Here is a 17,576-nt window from a genome sequence, read left to right on the forward strand (position 1 = left end):
CGCGGCTACTGGGGGACCTTGCGCAGCTCGTCCAGCCGGCGCCGTGCGCTCCCGGCGAGCAGGGAGTCCGGATGCGCGGCGAGCAGTTCCTCCAGGGCCTGGGCTTCGCGCCCGGTGTCCCCGAGGGCCCGCCAGGACTCGGCCACGCCCTGCAGGGCCTCCTCGCTCAGCATGCCGCGGGGCTTCGCGCGCAGCGCCTGCTGATACTGGCGCAGGGCGCCTTTCGCGTCTCCCAGGTGCTCCAGCCGCAGCCCGCCGGAGGCCACCTGGGCCACGTACGCCGACGTCGTCCCCGGCGAGGACTGGATGACGCGCAGGTAGAGTGTCTCCGCCTCGCGCCACTGTCCCGCGGCCCGGCGTTCATTGGCCCGGCGCAGCAGATCCTCTGGCTCCGCGGCGACGGGCGCGGGCCCGGTGCGCGCCACCGCGGGTGCTGGGGGCTCCGCCGCCACCTCCTCGGAAGGAGCGGCTTCGGGGACCGGCTCGGCGGCGAGCGGAGCGGCGGGAGGGGGCACCACCCGCACCGGGGCCACCACCGGGGCCTCCTCCTTGGGGGAGCGATGCGCCCACCACCCGTAACCCGTGGCCGCCGCCGCGCTCATCATCCCCAGGCACGTGCTCGTGACCAGCACGCCCTTCCAGGGGATTTTCCTCGGAGGCGCGGGCGTGGGCTCGGGGGCCGCGGGGAGCGCGGCCGCCAGGGCTCCCTGGATGAGGTCGGCGGAGCGTTGGCGGGAAATCCGCCTGGCGGGTCCAACGCTTTCGTCCAGGGGACCGAGCAGCTCGAAGCGCTCGTCCATGTCGTGGATCCCTTGACTCATTCCGCACCCCCGTTCGTACCCGACTCCCGTGCGTAGAGTGCCCGGAGATTGGCCCGTCCCAGACGCAGGCGGCTGCGCACCGTCTCGAAGGGAATGCCCAACTCCTCGGTCATCTCCGGCACGCTCATCTCCAGGACATAGTGCAGCACCAGGGCGTGGCGCTGCTCGTCGGAGAGTTCATCCATCAGCCGTACCATGTCCCGGCGGAACACGTAATCGTCCGGAAGCGCCTCCTCCGAGAGCACCGTGAGCTCCATGGGCTCGGCTTCCGGTTCGGTTCCCGAGTCGCGCACCTTCCGCATCGCGGCGAAGGTGGTCCGGGCGACCACCCGGTCCGACCAGGCCTTGAACGAGCCCTCGCGGCGCCAGGTCGGCAGGCCGCGCAGGATGGCGATCAAGGCCTCCTGGGCGATGTCATCCACGTCATGATCTCCGCGCACCAGGTAGCGCACGAGGTTGCGCACCCGGGGCAACAATTCCGTCAACAAGGACTCGGCCGCGTCGCGCCGCCCCTCGATGACCGCTTGGATGCGGCTTTCCTCGGAGGGGAGCGCCTCCTGGCGCCCCCGCGTCGTCGCCCTCATTGCCCTCATTGTCGGGATGGAGGGGGAAAGGGAAGATTTCGGGTCACGAGCGGTCAATGCGCCCCCAGGAGGATGGCGAGGCCGAACCGGGGCTGTGCTCGCCAGAGTGAGTTGCGGACGATGAACGTCCCTTGTTGCAGGTAGCCAAGGGTGGGCACCGTCGTCAGCACGTCCAGGGCCAGGCTGGCCTCCAGCGCCACGGGCCCTCCCCGCCAGCGAGCCGCGAGGGTGGGTGCCCCATAGAGCGAGGGCGTGAGCCGGGGAGGGGATGCCTGGACGTCAGGTGCCAGGGCCTCCGTGCCGCGCAGGTGACCCGCGAGCCCCACTTCGAGTCCAGCACCGAGCCGGAAGTGCTCCGTGGACACCACGGCGGCATCCACTCCCGCGCCCAGGGCATGCCTCGACAAGGAGACCCGGGTGTACTCATCGCTCAGCGGGGTGGGGAGGCTCGCCACCAGCAGCACCCGCGCGCGCAGCCGTGCCCCTTCCCATCCCACCCCGAGCTGAGCGCCGTGCTGCCCGAGCGGACCCTCTCCCATGAGGGTGCCCTGCCATCCCACGCTCACGCCCCAACCTTCCCGGGCGGGGGCCGGGCTGGAGGCGGGAGCAGGCGCGGGAGGTGGAGGGGCGGGTTCGGGTGCGGGGGCCTCGGGGACCTCCTCCACCACGTCTCCCACGGGGCTGCCGGCCACCAGGGCCTTCAAGGCGGAGCGGACGATCAAGGCCGCGGCCTCGGCCGCCGCGGAGCGGCCCTTTCGCTGGTGGGGTTCCACCTGGACTCGCCGCACGAGCAGCCGCCGGGTGGCGGGTTCCGCGACGTGGACGACGATCGCCGCGGGCTCATGGTGGAACCAGATGACCACGCGGAAGGGCCCCTGCTCGGCCAGCGCCACGGCGGTGCGCCATTGCTCCGTGGCCTCGGTGCTCGGCGTGGGTCCGGGGTTCACCCTCAGCACGACCGGCAGATCACTGAGCTGTCCTTGGAGTCGCTCCGCCAGCTCCGTGTCTTCCGGAGAGGAGGCGCGGAGCACCGCGGCCCAGGGCTCCTCCTGGGCGGCGCTGACCGTGCCCCATCCCACGAGGACACACACAACGAGGAGTCGGGTCATGCACGGGTCAGGGGCTCTCACGCTCGGCCACCGACCGTAACATGTAGACTGGGAACTCCGGATAGACCCCATACCCGGGGTGCGTTCTTCCTGGGACGAGAAGGGGATGGGTGACCCGAAATACAGATGGGATGACTCCATCGCCCTGGAGACCTGCTCGGGAGTGACGCATGCGCTGGACCCACGGACTCGTTCTGCTCGCCGTCACGGGGGCCTGCTCCGTGGATGACCCCGTGGCGATCCTTCCCGGGACCGATCGGGCCGGGTATTGCGCCTCGGGGGAGCCGATCCGGCTGGTGGAGGATGGCGCGACGGGGCGGGAGATCTGCGGCGGGCGCCTGGCGTCCCGGGTGTTCTCGCGGGCGTTGTGCGCCTGTGGGGAGCTGGTGGTCAGTGCGCCCTCGGCCCTGGATGCCTTCCAGGGTTCCCAGGGACCTGGGAGCCCGGGGGGAGCCGGGGCGTCCGTGGGCGCCAATGGTGGAGTGCAGTTGACGTCGGAGCTGACGGTGAGTGGCTCGCTCCAGGCGGGAGACCCGGGCATCGTCCTGGGGGCCTCGCTCCTGTCCATCCAGGGAGAACTGCGCGACGCGGGCCGGCTTCAAGGGGCCTCCTCCACGGTGCGGGTGGGCGGGGATGCGTGGGTCGCGGGGGATGTCGAGCTCCAGGAGCTGACGGTGGGGGGCGTCCTGTCGCATCCCGCGGAGCGGCGTCTGACCGTGTCACAACCACCACCGCGCGTGCGGCGTGAGCCGGTGGGCCCGTTCGCGCCGCCCTGCTCCTGTGACGCCCCCGAGGACGTGGGCGCCTATGTGAAGAACCACGTGGCGGCCCATCACAACGCCGACATCGGGCTGGCGGTGGACGCGTTGGAGGACTTCTCCGGGGACGCGGCCCTGGAGCTGCCGTGCGGGCGTTTCTACCTGACGCGGATTCACGGTGCGGGCTCGCTCCTTCTCCGCGTGACGGGGCGGGCGGCGCTGCTCGTGGACGGAGACGTGGACGTGGGCGGACTCGACGTCCAGCTGGACGAGGGGGCGGAGTTGGATCTCCTCGTCGCGGGCGGAGTGTCCGCGCGCGGGCCCGTGCGGATGGGCTCGCCCGGGTTCCCCTCGCGCCTGCGGGTCTACGTGGCGGGTGCCTTCGATCTCGATGCCGGGGATCCCTGGAACACCCTGCCCGAGTCCAGCGAGCTGGCGGGCAACTTCTATCTTCCCCGTGCCCCCCTGGACCTGAGCCGGCGCGCGGAGTTCTCCGGCTCGGTATTCGCCCAGCGCGTGGCGGCCTCGGCGGGCCTGTTCATCCACTACGACGTGGACGTGCTGGGGTTGGGCGAGCGCTGCTCCGATTAGGCGGGGCGCTCACCCCGTGGCGCGCGTGGTCTCTCCGATGCGCTCGGAGGCCCGCTGCACGGCGGGCCAGAAGTGCTCGGCCATGCGCAGATAGCCCGTGTCGGACGGGTGGAAGCCGTCGGCGGAGAAGTAGTCGGAGCTGCCGGGCAGCTCCACGCGGCTGGGGCCGTGGAGGTCCACGCCGATGAGCCCATGCCGGGCCACCACGCGCTCCACCGCCGCGTTGAATTGGCCGATGCGCTGCGCGATGAGGGGCAGGGGAAGGAAGTTCGCCGCCAGCCGGGCCACGGGGGCCAGGGACATGTCCGGCAGGTTGGAGACGAGCACCGCCGCGCCCGTGGACGCGAGTCCTTTCGCGAGCGAGTCGAAGTGGGACTCGAACTGCTCGGGCGTCACGCCGCGCCACAGGTCATTGATGCCCACCCCGAGCGTCACGAGATGGGGGGAAGATCGCAGGGCCCGGGGCAGTTGGCCGGACAGCACGGTGGCGCTGGTGGCGCCGCTCACGGACAGGTTGAGCAGACCCACACCGGTGCGGGTGCGGCGCAGCCGTTGGAAGAGGTGCTCCACGTAGCCGCCCTGGCGCGCGCCCACACCCACGCCGGAAGAATCACCCAGGGCCACATATCTCAGGGAGAGTGCGCTCATGTGCCTTCTTCCATAGCGCGCGCTCGCGCCCTTCGCAGGGTCGCCTGGGTGCCATCGCGACGCTTCCTTGCTCCGGGGGCGTGCGTCCGCTCACTGCCTCCAGCGCATCCGGGCGTGTCGCCCGTCGCGGTCCGGCTTCATCAGGTTCGCCTCCTTGCGTCCGCCGTGCCGGGCGAGCGAGATGGCGAGCTGGGCCCGCTTCTGTGGGGGCAGATCCTTGGCGAGCGCCTGGTACAGGTCGCGCTCCAGCGTGGTGAGCTGGGCCTTCGCCTCGAACACCCGCTGCACCGCCTGATCCACCTGGGCCTGCGCGGCGGCATCCCCCTTGGCGGCCTTCCTCAGGAGCTGCGCGGAAGAGCGCACCTGCTCGAGCAGGGGGCGTCGGCGCTCGTCGAACTGGCGCATCGTGTCCGCCATCTTCAACGTCTGGGCCTCGTTCAGCTCCAGCTCCTCGGCGAGGCTCAACATCCGCATCATCCGCGTGCGCTTCTCCACGCGCTCCGAGGCATCCGGGGCGTCGGGTGGAGCGGCCCACGTCACGAGGGGCAGCAGCAGCAGGGGAAGGACCAGCAGGCGAAAGGGCTTCATCACAGCGACTCTCCAAGAGAGGGGGAAGACAGGAACTCATCGGTCTCGACGTCCCAGGAGGGGGTGGCCTCCGGGTCGTCCTCCAGGTCCACGTCCGTCAGGTCGAGCGCGTCGGACAGCGGATCCGCCAGCGCCCATTGCTCCAACGCGAGCACGTCCTCCTCGGTGGAGGAGGCGGCCTCGGGGGAGGCGTGAGGCGTGGAGGAGGAGGGGGTCCGGGGCAACAGCCCGGGCCCGAGCAGGAGCAGGAGCACGGCGGCCGCCGCCATCAGGACGCCCGTGGTGCGCAGGTGGGTGGCCCTCCGGACCTGGTCCCGGCGCCAGCGGCCCACCGTGCTCTGGGGCAGGGCCTCCAGGACGGCCTGCTCCCGGGGCGAGGGGGTGGGGAGCGCGGCGAGGCCCAGGGTGTCCCGGAGCGCGCTCGCCTCGCGGAGGCAGGCGGCGCAGGTGTCCAGGTGCGCGCGCACTCGCGTCTCTTCCTGGGGCTCCAGGGCACCCGCGGCCCACAGGGTCAACGACTCAGCCATGTCCTGGCACGCGCTCATGGGCGCTCCTCCTCGGACGACTCGGCCATGTGCTCCCGGAGGCGCTTCACGGCGTGATGGAAATTCACCTTCGCGTTCGTTTCGGTGATGCCGAGCGACTCGGCGATGTCGCGGAAGCCCAGTCCCGCGTCCACCCGGAGCGTCAGCACCTCGCGTTGGCGGCGGGGCAGGGTGAGCACCGCCGCGCGCACGGCCCGCTCCCGCTCGGCCCGCTCCAGGGACTCCTGGGCGGACTCCCCGGGGGCCTCGGTTTCGGGGAGCTCCACGGCCCGCAGCCAGCGCCGCCCCTGGCGGGCGTGGTTCTTCGCCAGGTTGAGCGCGATGCGGATGAGCCACGCCCGGAAGGGCATGGGCCCCGACAGCCGCCAGCGGGAGAAGACCCGGTTCGACGCCTCCAGGGCGCGCAGGAAGGCTTGCTGGGCCAGGTCCGCCGCGTCCTCGGGGCTCGAGGCGTAGCGGCGCATGAGCGAGAACACCAGGGCCCGGTGCCGATCCACCAGGGTGCCGAAGGCCGCCTCGTCACCGGCCAGGAAGGCGCGGCAGAGCGCCTCGTCACCAGGCTCGGTGGTGGCTTGCGCCAGCCGCAAGGGGGTCTCCAGGGCCTTCACGCCCCGATCAACACCCGAGCCGGCGAAAGGTTAAAGCGGTCGTATTTTCTGGGGCTCGAAGTCTCCGGAAGCGGGTTGGGTCACCCTACTTGAAAGGTAACGAAAGAGGCCGTACCATGCAGGTCATCCCGTTGCCGAGGAGAAGACCGATGGTGGAGACGATGGGTCATGAGTTGGGACTCCAGATCCTGCGGGCCGTGCAGGAGCTGGGAACGCGGATGGAGCGGGTGGAGGCGCAGGTCAACCACTTGAGCACGCGGGTGGATGCGTTGACCGCGCGGATGGAGCGGGTGGAGGCGCAGGTCAGCCTCCTGATCACGCGGGTGGATGCGTTGACCGAGCGGGTGGACCGGTTGGAGGTGCAGGTCAACCACCTGAGCACGCGGGTGGATGCGTTGACCGAGCGGATGGACGGGTTGGAGGCGCAGGTCAACCACCTGAGCACGCGGATGGATGGTCTGTCCGCTCGGATGGACAAGCAGGAGAAGTGGATGGAGCGGCTGGGGGCCGAGTTCGTCGTCTTCCGGGAGGATGTGCGGGGTGACATCCGTCAGTGGCGCGCGGAACTGCAGGAGGAGCATCGCCGCCTGAAGAAGCGCCTCGATGTCACCTCCTCGACGGTGGTCCTGATGGCGTCGGTGCTACGAGGTCCAACGGAGTTCAGCGTCGAGCTGGAAGCGCACTTGAGCGAACTCCACGCGGGCTGAACACCGCATCGGGGGGCTCTCGTCCAGCGGGCACGGAGGCTCTCGGGTTGGTTGCCGTGGACTTCACCCTACGTCACAATGCGTCCCTTTCATCGGGAAGGACGTCATGGCAACGGATAGCGGGGTCGCGCGCATCAAGGGCAGCGTTTTGATTTCGCGCCTCAACCTGCTGGCGAGACAACCTGGAACGAAACGCCTCGAGGTCCTCCAGAGGTTGCCTCTGGCGGACCGCAAGGTCCTCGACGGCGTCATCCTGCCCATCGGCTGGTATCCCATGGAGTTGAACCTCCGGTTGGACGCGGCCATCGCCGCGGTGCTCTCGCCGAGGGATCGCACCAAGGCCTTCGTCGACATGGGCCGGGCCTCGGCGGAGGAGAACCTGAAGGGACCCCACCACGTCTTCCTCCGCCAGGGGGATCCGCACTTCCTGCTCAGCCACGCTCAGGAAATCTACCGCCTCTATTACGCGGTGGGCTTGCGCTCGTACGAGAGGACCGGCCCGAACAGCGGCGCGCTGCGCACCCTGGGCGCCGAGAGCGTCACCGAGGCGGATTGCCTCACCATCATCGGCTGGTACCAGCGGGCCATCGAGTTGAGCGGGGGCAGCGACGTGCGCGTCGATCACACGAAGTGCCGCGCCCGTGGTAACGACTGCTGCGAGTACCTCTGCGCCTGGGCGCTCTGACGCGGCCCACCCCCCCTTGCGAGCCCCTCGTGCCTCTTTCGCCCGCGGCCCCCCTCTCCCCTGACTTCCTCGCGCGGCTCGCCCAGGCGCTCGGCGTCACCCGGGTGGCGCGGGTGACGGGGCTGGACCGGGCGGGCGTGGAAGTCGCCACCGCGGTGCGCCCCGGGGGCTACGTGCTCCAGGTGTGCAACGGCAAGGGCCTGGACTTCCCGGCCGCCTCGGCGGGCGCCCTCCTGGAGACCGCCGAGCTGTGGGCCTCGGAGACGGTGCGGCCGGAACGGCTCCTCTGGGGCACGTTCCGAGGCTGGGAAACGCGCGGACGCGCCGCCTGGGGCGCCGACGCGCTCGGCACCCGGGGGGGCGTGGTGGTTTCCCGGCTGTGGGGCCCGGAGGTGCGCTGTGCCTGGCTCGAGGCGACGGATGCGCGCTCCGGGGAGCCCGTGCTCGTCCCCGCCCAGGGCGTGTACTGCCCGCCCACGGGCGCGCCGGCGCTCGGTCCGGTGAGCGTGCAGTGGACGAGCAATGGCTCGGGCGCCCATTCCGAGCGTCCGCGGGCCCTTCTGCATGCGCTGTTGGAGGCGATGGAGCGGGATCAGCTCGCGCGCCTGCTGCCGGAGGGGTGGACGGAGGAGGTGCTCGGCTCCCGGCTCCTGCGTCCCGCGGGCCTCGCCCGGAGCGCCCCCCGGACGGCCGCGCTCGCCGAGCGCCTGGGCACGCGGGGCTTCGACGTGCACCTCTTCGATCTCTCACCGGGCGCGCGCACCCCGGGCGCGGTGGGCCTGCCCGTGGGTGGAGCGCTGCTCGTGGATCGCGACCAGGGCCCGGTGCCGCTGGCGGCGGGTTATGCCTGTGCGCTCACGCGGGACCAGGCCCTGCTCGGCGCCCTGCTGGAGGCGGCGCAGTCGCGGCTGACCGACATCCACGGCGCGCGCGAGGACGTGGACGCGGGAGATCGCGAGGCCTCCCTGGCGCTCGCCTCCGCCTGTGCCGCGGCGCGCCCCCGGCGAAACGTGGAGTCCATGCCCGAGCCCACGGCGACGGTGGACTCGCCTGAGGAGGCCGTGGGCGAGGTGCTGGCGCGGCTCGCGGGGGCGGGCTTCTCCCGGGCGGCCGTCATCGACCTGGAGGCCCCACTCCCCGGACTCCACGTGGTGCGCGTGGTGGTGCCGGGCCTGCGCGTGTCGGAGTTGTTGTGAAACGGCGTCCCGCTTCCTCCTCCCGTCCCGATGATCTCCTCGTCTTCCTGGGCCCTTCGCTGCCGGAGGCGGAGGCGCTGGCGCTGGTGCCCTGCCGGGTGCTGCCGCCCGCGCGCCAGGGAGACCTCTGGCGGGCCCTCTCCTTGAGGCCGCGGGCCATCGCGCTCGTGGATGGGGTCTTCGAGGCCCAGCCCTCCGTGTGGCACCACGAGGTGCTGGCCGCGCTGGATGCGGGCGTGGCGGTGTTCGGGGGCGCCAGCATGGGGGCCTTGCGCGCCGCGGAGCTCGCGCCTCACGGCATGGTGGGCGTGGGCGCCATCTTCGAGGCCTACCAGCGGGGTGAGCTGGTGGATGACGCCGAGGTGGCGCTGCTCCACGCCGACGCGGAGCATGAGTTCCGGGCGCTGTCGGTGCCGCTCGTCAACGTGCGGCACGTGGCCCGGCTCGCCCAGGACGCGGAAGTGCTGTCCGCCGCCGAGTCCCGCGCCCTGGTGGATGCCGCCGCGGCGCTCTTCTACCAGGACCGCACCTGGCCCCGCGTCCTCCAGGCCGTGGGCGAGGCGTGGCCCGCTCCCACCCGGGACAGGTGGCGGACGTGGGCGGCCAGGGGGCTCGCGGATCTCAAGCGCGAGGATGCCCGCGCCTGCCTCCAGGCCGCCGCGGCGTTCGTCGCCTCCGGGGCCCTTCTCCCGTCGCGCGAGGGCGTGTCCCAGCCACCTCCCTCGTCGTACGTGCGCCGCCGCCGGCTCGTGGAGGGCCTGTGCGAGACGGAGGCGGGGCTGGTGTCCTCGGAGGACGTGCTGGAGGAGCTGCGCGCCGGGCCCGAGGCACGGGCGCTGGCGCGCGAGGGCCTGCGCCGGGCGTTGCTCGCGGGGTGGGCCCGGAGCCTGGGCCTGTCTCCCACGCCCGAGGAGGTGGCCCGGGCCGAGTCGGAGCAATGGGCCCGGCTGGGCGTGGTGCTCCCGGAGCGAGCGGCCTGGCTGGCGGCGTGCGGCCTGGACGCGCACGAGTTCCGCCGGCTGTGCGAGGAGCGGGCCCTGGAGGGGCTCATGCTGGAGCACGCCGCGCGGCTGCTGCCGGATGGGCCCTCGTGGGACGAGGCGCTCGCGTCCGAGGCCCGTCTGGAGGGGCGGTGGGCGGAGGTGGCGGCGCGACTCACGGCGCCCAGGCGGCGTCCGCGCAAGCGGTGAGCCCCGGGACGGGCCGGCTGGGGTAGGGTGCGCGCCGGATGAATCCTCACGACGAGAGCGAGTCCTTCCGCTGCGTGCGGGCCGATGCGCGCGAGCCCGAGGGCTACCGGCGCGTGCTGGGCGAGGCCAGGGCGTCCTTCCTGCACACGGATCCTCCGTATTGCCTGCTCACGCGCAGGCGCAAGGGGGGGGATCTGAGAGACCCGCGGGCGAACAAGAAGATCGACCGCGATCCCATCGTGCGCTTCGAGACGGTGCGCGACTACCGCGCCTTCACCGAGGCGTGGATGACGCGCGCGGTGGCGCACCTCACCCCGGACGCTCCGCTCGCCATCTGGACGAACCTGTTGGGCAAGGAGCCCATCCTCGCGGTGGCGCGCTCGCTGGGCTATGGCCACCTGCGCGGCGAGTTCGTCTGGGGCAAGCGCACCACGGACAAGAACGCCAACGAGCAGCTCCTGCGCGTCTACGAGGTGGCGCTCGTGCTCTCGCGCACGCCGGCGCCCGTGCTGGCCCCCGGGGACGCGCCCACCGTCTGGGCGGTGGTGGGCGGCTACGACGATGACGGCGAGGCCCAGCGCTGGGGCGGCCATCCCCACCACAAGCCCTTTTCGGTGGTGGAGCCCCTGGTGCGCACCTGGAGCCGGCCCGGGGACTGGGTGTTGGATCCCTTCGCGGGCAGTGGCTCGATGCCGGCGGCGGCGCTGCGGCTGGGCCGCAAGGCGGCATGCCTGGAGGTGGTGCCCGAGTGGGCCGAGCGCGTGGCCGGGCGACTGCGCGAGACGGCGGCCCCCTCGCCCCGCTAGTGTGCCTTTCTCGCTCCCCGCCCCCGCGGGGAGTTCCTTCTTCCCAGCGATGACACGCGAGGACTCCGGATGAAGCAGCACCAGAAGATGCTCCTGGGCATCGTGATTGGCACGGTGGCGGGAATCGCCGCCAATCTCCTCGTGGGTGGAGCGCCGTGGTTGGAGTGGGTGGTGACGAACCTCACCTCGGTGGTGGGCCAGCTCTTCCTGCGCCTGCTGCTGATGCTGGTGGTGCCGCTGCTCTTCGCCGCGCTGGTGACGGGCGTGTGCGAGCTGGACCTGCGGTCCATTGGCCGGCTGGGCGTGCGCACCATGGGCTACACCGTGATCATCTCCAGCATCGCCGTGCTCATCGGGCTGGTGCTCGTCAACACGCTCAAGCCCGGTACCCGGCTGAGCGAGGAGGCCATCACCGCGCTCGTGCAGAAGGGCTCCGTGGTGAAGGCGGCCCCCGCGCCGAGTGGAGACTCGGTGCCCGCGCTCATCCTCTCCATGGTGCCCACCAATCCCATCAAGGCCGCGGCGGAGGGGGACATCATCGCCTTCATCGTCTTCTCGCTCATCTCCGGCGTGGGGCTCATGGTGACGGACACCCCGGGCTCCCGGCACCTCAAGGAGACCATCATGGGGCTCTATGACGTGCTGATGACGCTCATCGATGGGGTGTTGCGGCTGGCGCCCATCGGCGTGGGAGCGCTGCTCTTCAGCGTCACGGCGCGCCTGGGCTTCGGCATCCTGGTACAGGTGGCGTCCTTCGTGGGCGTGGTGCTGCTGGCGCTCGGGCTGCACATGTTCGTCGTGTACTCGCTGTCCGTGCGCTTCCTGGGCGGACGCAACCCCATCGCCTTCTTCCGCGACTGCCGCCTGGCCATCGTCACCGCCTTCTCCACCGCGTCCTCCAGCGCCACCCTGCCCACCGCCCTCAAGGTGGCCGAGGAGAACCTCAAGCTGCCGCGCAACGTGTCGCGCTTCGTGCTCACCGCCGGCTCGGCGATGAACCAGAACGGCACCGCGCTCTTCGAGGGCGTCACCGTGCTCTTCCTCGCGCAGGTGTTCGGCGTGGAGCTGAGCCTGGCCAACCAGGCCACGGTGATGTTCATCTGCGTGCTGGCGGGCATCGGCACCGCGGGCGTGCCGGCCGGCTCCATCCCCGTCATCGCGATGATCCTCGGCATGTTCAAGATTCCCCCCGAGGGACTCGGCCTCATCCTCGGCGTGGACCGCTTCCTCGACATGTGCCGCACCACGCTCAACGTGACGGGGGACCTGGCCGCCGCCGTCTACGTGGCCCGGGGAGAGCCGGCGCCGGAAAACCAGACGGCTCCGGCGCCAACCCGGCCGGAATCGTCCGCTTCTTGAGCATCCGGAGGCTTGTGGGGTTGCCTTGGGCCGGGCACTGTCCCATACCCCCCCTCATCCCTCTCGGCAGGACAAGCTCAAGGAGCAGCCGCACATGAAGGTGTCCAAGGACTGCGTGGTCTCGTTGGAGTACCGGTTGCACCTCGGCGATGGCAAGGTCGTCGATGAGAGCGAGCCCGGCCAACCCCTGGCCTATATGCACGGACGGGGGCAGATCGTCCCGGGTCTGGAAGGGCAGCTGGAGGGCCTGTCTCCCGGCGACGCGAAGAAGGTCGTCGTGGTGCCCGCCCAGGGCTATGGCGAGCATGATCCGCGCGGACTCCAGGAAGTGCCGCGCAGCATGTTCCCCCCGGATGCGCCGCTCCAGCCGGGCCTGAGCATCTCCGCCCAGACGGCCGAGGGCGACGTCATCCCCATCACCGTGCGCGAGGTGAAGGGTGACTCGGTGGTGGTGGACCTCAACCACCCGCTGGCGGGCAAGACGCTGCACTTCGACGTGACGGTGCGCGAGGTGCGTGTGGCCACCACCGAGGAGCTCCAGCACGGCCACGCCCACGGGCCCGGCGGCGCTCACTGAGCCAGCGGCCTCCCGGGGGCGCGCGATCCCATTCGTCGGGTCGGAGGTGTTCCGCTATCCTTGTCACCTCCACATGACTTCTCCCGTCTCGCCCTCGCCCCAGCAGCTCCGCCTCCAGCCCGAGCCCCCGCCGCCACCGGAACGGGACTCCACGCCCGTGGATCCCGAGCGGTACTGGCTCGAGAACGTCTACCAGGGGGGCGTGCGCCAGCTCACCGTGCGAGCCGTCATCGCGGGGATGCTGATTGGCGCGGTGATGTGTCTGTCCAACCTCTACGTCATCCTCAAGACGGGCTGGAGCCTGGGCGTCACCCTCACCGCGTGCATCCTCGCCTTCGCGGCGTTTGGCGCGCTGCGTGGCGTGGGGCTGCTCAAGCAGGACTTCACCACGCTGGAGAACAACGCCATGGGCTCGGTGGCGTCGGCGGCGGGGTACATGACGGGCGGCGGCAACATGGCGGCCGTGCCCGCGCTGTTGATGCTCACCGGCACGCTGCCTCCCACGGGGTGGTTGGTGGCGTGGTTCGCCGTCATCTCCGCGCTGGGCGTCTTCGCCGCCATCCCCATCAAGCGCCAGCTCATCAACATCGAGCAGCTTCCCTTTCCCACCGGCACCGCCACCGCCCAGACGCTCCAGGCGCTGCACGGGCAGGACGAGCGCTCGCGGGGCAAGGCGCGCGCGCTGGGCCTCGCGGGCCTCATCGGCGCCGTCATCGCCTTCTGGCGTGACGCCAAGGCCTCGTGGCTCGTGTGGAACCTGCCGGCGAAGCTCAGCCTGCCCTTCACCATTGGCGGCAAGCCCGCGGGGGCGTGGACGTTGTCGCTCGACCTGAGCCTGCTGCTCGTGGGCGCCGGCGCGCTGGTGAGCTTCAAGACGGCCTGGTCCATGCTGCTCGGGGCGCTGCTCACCTACGGCGTCCTCGCGCCGGAGATGGTCAGCCGCGGCGTCATCCCCGAGGTGACCTACAAGGCCATCAACGGCTGGGCGCTGTGGACGGGGGCCTCGGTGCTCGTGTCCTCGGGCCTCTTGTCCTTCGCCTTCCAGTGGCGCAGCGTGGCGAAGTCCGTCAAGGCGCTCGCGGGCCTGTTCGGCCGCAAGCAGAACACGGAGGCGGATCCGCTCGCCGACATCGAGTGCCCTCCCGCGTGGTTTCCCCTGGGCTTCCTGGTGCTCGGCCCGGTGGTGGTGGCGCTGATGGCCTACCTCTTCCAGATTCCCTGGTGGGCGGGCGTGGTGGCGCTGCCGCTGTCGGTGGTGATGGGCGTCATCGCCTCGCGCGTCACGGGCGAGACGGACACCACGCCCACCAAGGCGCTCGGGCCGGTGACCCAGCTGCTCTATGGCGCCCTGCTGCCCGGCAACCTCACCGCCAACGTGATGAGCGCCAACGCCACGGGCGGCGTGGGGCTGCACTCGGCGGACCTGCTCACGGACCTGAAGTCGGGCTGGCTGCTCGGCGCCAACCCGCGTCAGCAGTTCATCGCGCAGCTCTTCGGGGTGGTGGCGGGGGCGGCGGTGGTGGTGCCCGCCTTCAACCTGCTCGTGCCGGACGCGTCCGTGCTTGGCACCGAGGAGTTCCCCGCGCCCTCGTCCCTGGTGTGGGCGGGCGTGTCGAAGATGCTCATGAGTGGAATGCATGCGCTGCCGGTGTCCGCGCGCTTCGGGGCCCTGTGCGGGTTGTGCCTGGGCGTGGCGCTGGTGCTGCTGGAGCGCTGGGCGCCGAAGAAGGCCAAACCCTTCATTCCCTCGGCGTCGGGGTTGGGGATCTCCATCGTCATCCCCGGGGCCAGCTCCATCAGCTTCTTCATCGGCGCGGCCATCGCCGAGGTGCTGCGCCGCAAGAAGGCGAAGCTGGCCGATGCCCTGGTGCTCCCGGTCAGCTCGGGCTTCATCGCCGGCGAGAGCCTCATGGGCATCGCCGTGGCGATGCTCAAGGCCTTCGGCGTGATGCCCAAGTAGCAGCGTCGTCCCGGGGCGGTTGCGGTAGGCTCCGCCCCCATGACTCCGGATCCCGTCACGCTCGTCGCCGCGCTCCGCAACGTCCTCGAGGACACGGTGCGCGACTTCTCGTCGATGCCCTTCTTCGTCAGGCCCATGGTGCGCGGTGGCTTCGAGCGCCGCACCGGACAGAGCCTGGAGGCGTGGCGGCAGCTCGCCTCGGCGCTCGTCTCCCTGGTGAAGCCGGACACCGCGCCCGCGCTCGTGCGCGAGCGTCACCCGCGGCTGCGCGAGCACCTGGAGCTGCTCGCGGAGAACTACCGCACGGCCCCCGAGCGCGCCTCCAAGGGGATGGGCGTGCTGGCCGGACTCCAGCGCATCCAGGAGACGTCCCAGCGCCGCGAGGAGGCCGTCCGCGCCCTCATCTCCTGGCTCGGCTAGTGGACTGTCCATGAAATCATTGGACATCGTCAGGTGTGGTGCCGATCCACCCACTCTGCCTCCTCAGGGTTCGTGAGAGAGCCCGTGAAGCGGCCCACCGGAGACCTAACCCGCGAGTAGGGGTAGTAACTGGAGGTCAGCCAGGCGAGCTTCAATCCTGTTGGCTCGCTCCACGTGCCCGCGATTTTCTGACGAGAATACTTCCTGGGTTGTGACAACGACTGTCCCAGTCTCGATGTACTTGAGACTCGCGGCTTCTGGAATGGCACGCTTCTCGATGTGTGCATCGACATATGCCAACCACCCCACCCCCCTCCTGTCCTTGAACGCTGCATGGTGTCTCTGATACGAATCAGAGACGACCGCAGCCCACCTCGGGTTCCAGGCGCGGACCGAAGCACCGACGAGCGTCAAGAGTTGGTCCGTATGAAAAAGCGACTGGTTCGCGGGACTGTGGTTATAGGGAAGCCGCAGCGTCAAGAAATCCCTGTTCCGCCATCCCAGCACCGCGGTGAGCGAGATTCCCAGATCACCTTCCTCACGCCCATTCCACAAACCAAAAGTATAGCCGAAAACCTCGTTCTGCGCGGCAGTACGGAAGTCTTTCGAGCGCTTGAGTTCTTCCAGACATTCAGGTCCCGCCTGGAAGACATTGCGCCGGAGGGCTTTTTCCCGATCGCGCGCTTGCAGGTACCACTCCCCCAGCAGGGGGGTGTGACTGCGGAGTTCCTCCAGGAATGCGACGAGTCTCCCCCAATACTCGTCAAAGCTCTTGCGCTGCTTCTCGACTGGAAGATAGATGTTCAGGGAAAATGGTTCGACAGGGGCCTTGTTGATGCCATCATCAGCCATGGATTGTCCTTGTGCGGGATGACAGCCCGCACCTTCATCTGCACGAGCGACTCAGGGAGTGAGGAAGCATTGAATCTGCAACCCCGCGGTCAGAAACTCCGCTTCGGCGAACTGTTTCACCAGGAGCTGCAGGAAATGCCAATGAAGAAGAATGGGTGGACAGGGCTGGGCCACGGCCTTCTGGCGAAGCGCCTGACTCAAGAAGTCTCTGTCGCCCTCATACCAGTACCGCCATCGAGTGTAGTTGCTCCCGGGGTCTAGAAATTGTTCATACTTGGCCTTGGTCTCGAGCAGTGTGCAGGTGGCGGATTGAAAACCATCAAAATCCACGCCCATGTACACCCACTCGGAACCGGGCGGGATGCCAGTGCCGAAAATTTGATTGACATGCGCTTGATAAAGGCGCGCGTCCGGGCTCATGTGGTGATTGACAGGCATCACCATTCCATTACGGGCCGGGCACTGTGGGCACCGAGTCACTGTCGTGGTTGTCGTCGCCGCGCCGGATTGGGCTGCGCTCCTTGCCTTGATGGCATTGTCCACGGTCTTCGCGGTCGCGACAATGCCCAGGGCGATGAGCGCGCCTTGTGCGAGTTCCCAAAGGCCGATTCCGATAGGCACCGCTACCGCCATTGTCTACTCCTTTGTGGCTGCCGCCGTTTGAAGTTGTTTGATGATGACATCCAAGAGCATTGAAAACCGCTCCTCTACCCTATGGGGTTCTTTTTTTTAATACCCGGCAATGCCAGGGTCGTCATAGAACCTTGCTTCAAGTGCAATGCCCAGGTAGATGAACTGGCAGATGGTGGGCGTGCTTGAGAAACCATACGCTTTCGCCCGCTCGTGAGCCACGCGAATCTCCTCGAGCAACAGGGCATCTGTACGTTGGCGAGTCTGCTCGGGGTATTCCGCGCGCAGTTGCTCCAGGAGCCGCTCATGAAATCGAGGCTCTGAGGAAGTGCCCATGACCACTAGCTGTGCTTTGGAAAATTTCAGCATGAACTCCGCCTGACCCTGGTAGTGCTCATTTAGAAGAAAGACGTGAGGAGTTTGATGTCATGGGGGCGCAGCAGGCGATGCCTCCACTCGTAGGCGGGCCCTTGGCATGGGATTTCTCCTGAGCCCCCTGAGCGACTGGTCCCTGGGCTCGAAGCGCATCGAGGATGCTATGCCCTCGCCCCGCGGCTCGTCGATGTGCGAAATGCACAGGAAGTTGAGCCGACGCGCTCCCGGGGACCGGACTGGGAGGAGGCGCGATCTTCATGGACACCAATGGGGTTCAACGACTTGAGGAGTATTTTCGAAGGATTGGCGACGTCTTGGGAGAGGAGAGCCGCCGAGGTTCCTTTGCCATCTACGCCATGAGACTGCTGGGAGACGGGGAGCGCAAGAGCCTGGAGCCCATTGCGGCCCGATCCTGCCCCGACCCCAGCAAGGCCGATGCGATGCACCAGCGACTGCTGTACTTCGCCGTCAACTCCCGCTGGAGCGACCGGGATGTACGCCGGGAAGCGGCCCAGCGAGACGGTCGGCGGTCCTCCCCTCTCCACCATGCCCATGAAGACCTCGGAC

Annotated in this window: 20 protein-coding genes and 1 pseudogene; 11 read left to right on the plus strand and 10 right to left on the minus strand. The window is 69.6% G+C overall.

The window, feature by feature from the left end; genetic code table 11:
• Positions 1–5 precede the first annotated feature (5 nt).
• From CYFUS_RS12605 to CYFUS_RS12615, 3 genes are read right to left on the minus strand one after another with little or no spacing between them, the layout of a single operon-like run.
• On the minus strand, positions 6–821 hold the full coding sequence (locus CYFUS_RS12605; protein WP_095985436.1) for a tetratricopeptide repeat protein: 816 nt from the start codon (positions 819–821) through the stop codon (positions 6–8).
• On the minus strand, positions 818–1,405 hold the full coding sequence (locus tag CYFUS_RS12610) for an RNA polymerase sigma factor (RefSeq protein ID WP_198316561.1): 588 nt from the start codon (positions 1,403–1,405) through the stop codon (positions 818–820). Before CYFUS_RS12610 ends, CYFUS_RS12605 begins: the two co-directional genes overlap by 4 nt.
• A 53-nt stretch (positions 1,406–1,458) precedes the next feature.
• Positions 1,459–2,514 carry a hypothetical protein gene (locus tag CYFUS_RS12615; protein ID WP_095985437.1) on the minus strand — a complete coding sequence of 352 codons (1,056 nt, stop codon included), beginning with the start codon at positions 2,512–2,514 and terminating at the stop codon, positions 1,459–1,461.
• Positions 2,515–2,684: 170 nt separating this feature from the next.
• Here CYFUS_RS12615 and CYFUS_RS53875 point away from each other — a divergent pair, with 170 nt between their 5' ends.
• Positions 2,685–3,863 carry a DUF7305 domain-containing protein gene (locus CYFUS_RS53875; protein WP_095985438.1) on the plus strand — a complete coding sequence of 393 codons (1,179 nt, stop codon included), beginning with the start codon at positions 2,685–2,687 and terminating at the stop codon, positions 3,861–3,863.
• A gap of 9 nt (positions 3,864–3,872) precedes the next feature.
• On the opposite strand, the gene CYFUS_RS12625 is transcribed toward CYFUS_RS53875, so the two are convergent.
• The 4 genes from CYFUS_RS12625 to CYFUS_RS12640 all read right to left on the minus strand — a co-directional run bounded on the left by CYFUS_RS12625 (position 3,873) and on the right by CYFUS_RS12640 (position 6,252).
• Entirely contained in the window at positions 3,873–4,511 is a 639-nt protein-coding gene (locus tag CYFUS_RS12625) for an SGNH/GDSL hydrolase family protein (RefSeq protein WP_095985439.1), read from the minus strand.
• 90 nt (positions 4,512–4,601) lie between these two features.
• Entirely contained in the window at positions 4,602–5,099 is a 498-nt protein-coding gene (locus tag CYFUS_RS12630; protein WP_095985440.1) for a hypothetical protein, read from the minus strand.
• Complete coding sequence (locus tag CYFUS_RS12635) at positions 5,099–5,644, minus strand: anti-sigma factor family protein (RefSeq protein ID WP_095985441.1); 546 nt, start codon at positions 5,642–5,644, stop codon at positions 5,099–5,101. Before CYFUS_RS12635 ends, CYFUS_RS12630 begins: the two co-directional genes overlap by 1 nt.
• Entirely contained in the window at positions 5,641–6,252 is a 612-nt protein-coding gene (locus tag CYFUS_RS12640) for an RNA polymerase sigma factor (protein ID WP_095985442.1), read from the minus strand. The genes CYFUS_RS12635 and CYFUS_RS12640 overlap by 4 nt, the downstream gene beginning before the upstream one ends.
• Before the next feature lie 149 nt (positions 6,253–6,401).
• Between CYFUS_RS12640 and CYFUS_RS12645 the strand changes: the two genes are divergently transcribed.
• The 9 genes from CYFUS_RS12645 to CYFUS_RS12685 all read left to right on the plus strand — a co-directional run bounded on the left by CYFUS_RS12645 (position 6,402) and on the right by CYFUS_RS12685 (position 15,152).
• Complete coding sequence (locus tag CYFUS_RS12645; protein WP_095985443.1) at positions 6,402–6,959, plus strand: hypothetical protein; 558 nt, start codon at positions 6,402–6,404, stop codon at positions 6,957–6,959.
• A gap of 106 nt (positions 6,960–7,065) precedes the next feature.
• Positions 7,066–7,644 carry a TIGR02265 family protein gene (locus CYFUS_RS12650; protein ID WP_095985444.1) on the plus strand — a complete coding sequence of 193 codons (579 nt, stop codon included), beginning with the start codon at positions 7,066–7,068 and terminating at the stop codon, positions 7,642–7,644.
• A 29-nt stretch (positions 7,645–7,673) separates the two neighbouring features.
• Positions 7,674–8,840 carry a YcaO-like family protein gene (locus tag CYFUS_RS12655; RefSeq protein ID WP_095985445.1) on the plus strand — a complete coding sequence of 389 codons (1,167 nt, stop codon included), beginning with the start codon at positions 7,674–7,676 and terminating at the stop codon, positions 8,838–8,840.
• Positions 8,837–10,030: a TfuA-like protein gene (locus tag CYFUS_RS12660; RefSeq protein ID WP_095985446.1), complete on the plus strand. Its 1,194-nt coding sequence runs from the start codon at positions 8,837–8,839 to the stop codon at positions 10,028–10,030. Before CYFUS_RS12655 ends, CYFUS_RS12660 begins: the two co-directional genes overlap by 4 nt.
• Positions 10,031–10,068: 38 nt before the next feature.
• Entirely contained in the window at positions 10,069–10,836 is a 768-nt protein-coding gene (locus CYFUS_RS12665) for a DNA-methyltransferase (protein ID WP_095985447.1), read from the plus strand.
• Between the two features lie 69 nt (positions 10,837–10,905).
• Entirely contained in the window at positions 10,906–12,195 is a 1,290-nt protein-coding gene (locus CYFUS_RS12670; RefSeq protein ID WP_095985448.1) for a dicarboxylate/amino acid:cation symporter, read from the plus strand.
• 94 nt (positions 12,196–12,289) lie between these two features.
• The gene (locus tag CYFUS_RS12675; protein ID WP_095985449.1) at positions 12,290–12,772 is read left to right on the plus strand and encodes an FKBP-type peptidyl-prolyl cis-trans isomerase; all 483 of its coding nucleotides are present in this window, start codon (positions 12,290–12,292) and stop codon (positions 12,770–12,772) included.
• A gap of 73 nt (positions 12,773–12,845) precedes the next feature.
• The gene (locus tag CYFUS_RS12680) at positions 12,846–14,732 is read left to right on the plus strand and encodes an OPT family oligopeptide transporter (protein WP_095985450.1); all 1,887 of its coding nucleotides are present in this window, start codon (positions 12,846–12,848) and stop codon (positions 14,730–14,732) included.
• A gap of 39 nt (positions 14,733–14,771) precedes the next feature.
• Positions 14,772–15,152 carry a hypothetical protein gene (locus tag CYFUS_RS12685; RefSeq protein WP_095985451.1) on the plus strand — a complete coding sequence of 127 codons (381 nt, stop codon included), beginning with the start codon at positions 14,772–14,774 and terminating at the stop codon, positions 15,150–15,152.
• 105 nt (positions 15,153–15,257) lie between these two features.
• Here CYFUS_RS12685 and CYFUS_RS12690 read toward each other — a convergent pair whose 3' ends face one another.
• The 3 genes from CYFUS_RS12690 to CYFUS_RS12700 form a co-directional block, all read right to left on the minus strand.
• Positions 15,258–16,004 carry an Imm52 family immunity protein gene (locus CYFUS_RS12690; RefSeq protein ID WP_095985452.1) on the minus strand — a complete coding sequence of 249 codons (747 nt, stop codon included), beginning with the start codon at positions 16,002–16,004 and terminating at the stop codon, positions 15,258–15,260.
• A 51-nt stretch (positions 16,005–16,055) separates the two neighbouring features.
• The gene (locus tag CYFUS_RS12695) at positions 16,056–16,637 is read right to left on the minus strand and encodes a restriction endonuclease fold toxin 5 domain-containing protein (RefSeq protein WP_095985453.1); all 582 of its coding nucleotides are present in this window, start codon (positions 16,635–16,637) and stop codon (positions 16,056–16,058) included.
• 96 nt (positions 16,638–16,733) lie between these two features.
• Positions 16,734–17,003: a hypothetical protein gene (locus tag CYFUS_RS12700; protein WP_095985454.1), complete on the minus strand. Its 270-nt coding sequence runs from the start codon at positions 17,001–17,003 to the stop codon at positions 16,734–16,736.
• A gap of 263 nt (positions 17,004–17,266) precedes the next feature.
• Between CYFUS_RS12700 and CYFUS_RS54500 the strand changes: the two are divergent.
• Positions 17,267–17,524: pseudogene (locus CYFUS_RS54500) on the plus strand (transposase); the annotation flags it as partial.
• Positions 17,525–17,576: the final 52 nt, after the last annotated feature.

Origin of the sequence: Cystobacter fuscus (assembly GCF_002305875.1) — a bacterium.
GTDB lineage: Bacteria > Myxococcota > Myxococcia > Myxococcales > Myxococcaceae > Cystobacter > Cystobacter fuscus_A.

Excerpts from the sequence above, each read along its gene's own strand:
- CYFUS_RS12610 (WP_198316561.1), bottom strand. The coding sequence starts at position 1,405 with ATGAGGGCGACGACGCGGGGGCGCCAGGAGGCGCTCCCCTCCGAGGAA.
- CYFUS_RS12685 (WP_095985451.1), top strand. The coding sequence starts at position 14,772 with ATGACTCCGGATCCCGTCACGCTCGTCGCCGCGCTCCGCAACGTCCTC.
- CYFUS_RS12635 (WP_095985441.1), bottom strand. The coding sequence starts at position 5,644 with ATGAGCGCGTGCCAGGACATGGCTGAGTCGTTGACCCTGTGGGCCGCG.
- CYFUS_RS12675 (WP_095985449.1), top strand. The coding sequence starts at position 12,290 with ATGAAGGTGTCCAAGGACTGCGTGGTCTCGTTGGAGTACCGGTTGCAC.
- CYFUS_RS12700 (WP_095985454.1), bottom strand. The coding sequence starts at position 17,003 with ATGCTGAAATTTTCCAAAGCACAGCTAGTGGTCATGGGCACTTCCTCA.
- CYFUS_RS12690 (WP_095985452.1), bottom strand. The coding sequence starts at position 16,004 with ATGGCTGATGATGGCATCAACAAGGCCCCTGTCGAACCATTTTCCCTG.
- CYFUS_RS12695 (WP_095985453.1), bottom strand. The coding sequence starts at position 16,637 with ATGGCGGTAGCGGTGCCTATCGGAATCGGCCTTTGGGAACTCGCACAA.
- CYFUS_RS12680 (WP_095985450.1), top strand. The coding sequence starts at position 12,846 with ATGACTTCTCCCGTCTCGCCCTCGCCCCAGCAGCTCCGCCTCCAGCCC.
- CYFUS_RS12665 (WP_095985447.1), top strand. The coding sequence starts at position 10,069 with ATGAATCCTCACGACGAGAGCGAGTCCTTCCGCTGCGTGCGGGCCGAT.
- CYFUS_RS12670 (WP_095985448.1), top strand. The coding sequence starts at position 10,906 with ATGAAGCAGCACCAGAAGATGCTCCTGGGCATCGTGATTGGCACGGTG.
- CYFUS_RS12605 (WP_095985436.1), bottom strand. The coding sequence starts at position 821 with ATGAGTCAAGGGATCCACGACATGGACGAGCGCTTCGAGCTGCTCGGT.
- CYFUS_RS53875 (WP_095985438.1), top strand. The coding sequence starts at position 2,685 with ATGCGCTGGACCCACGGACTCGTTCTGCTCGCCGTCACGGGGGCCTGC.
- CYFUS_RS12615 (WP_095985437.1), bottom strand. The coding sequence starts at position 2,514 with ATGACCCGACTCCTCGTTGTGTGTGTCCTCGTGGGATGGGGCACGGTC.
- CYFUS_RS12645 (WP_095985443.1), top strand. The coding sequence starts at position 6,402 with ATGGTGGAGACGATGGGTCATGAGTTGGGACTCCAGATCCTGCGGGCC.
- CYFUS_RS12650 (WP_095985444.1), top strand. The coding sequence starts at position 7,066 with ATGGCAACGGATAGCGGGGTCGCGCGCATCAAGGGCAGCGTTTTGATT.
- CYFUS_RS12625 (WP_095985439.1), bottom strand. The coding sequence starts at position 4,511 with ATGAGCGCACTCTCCCTGAGATATGTGGCCCTGGGTGATTCTTCCGGC.
- CYFUS_RS12630 (WP_095985440.1), bottom strand. The coding sequence starts at position 5,099 with ATGAAGCCCTTTCGCCTGCTGGTCCTTCCCCTGCTGCTGCTGCCCCTC.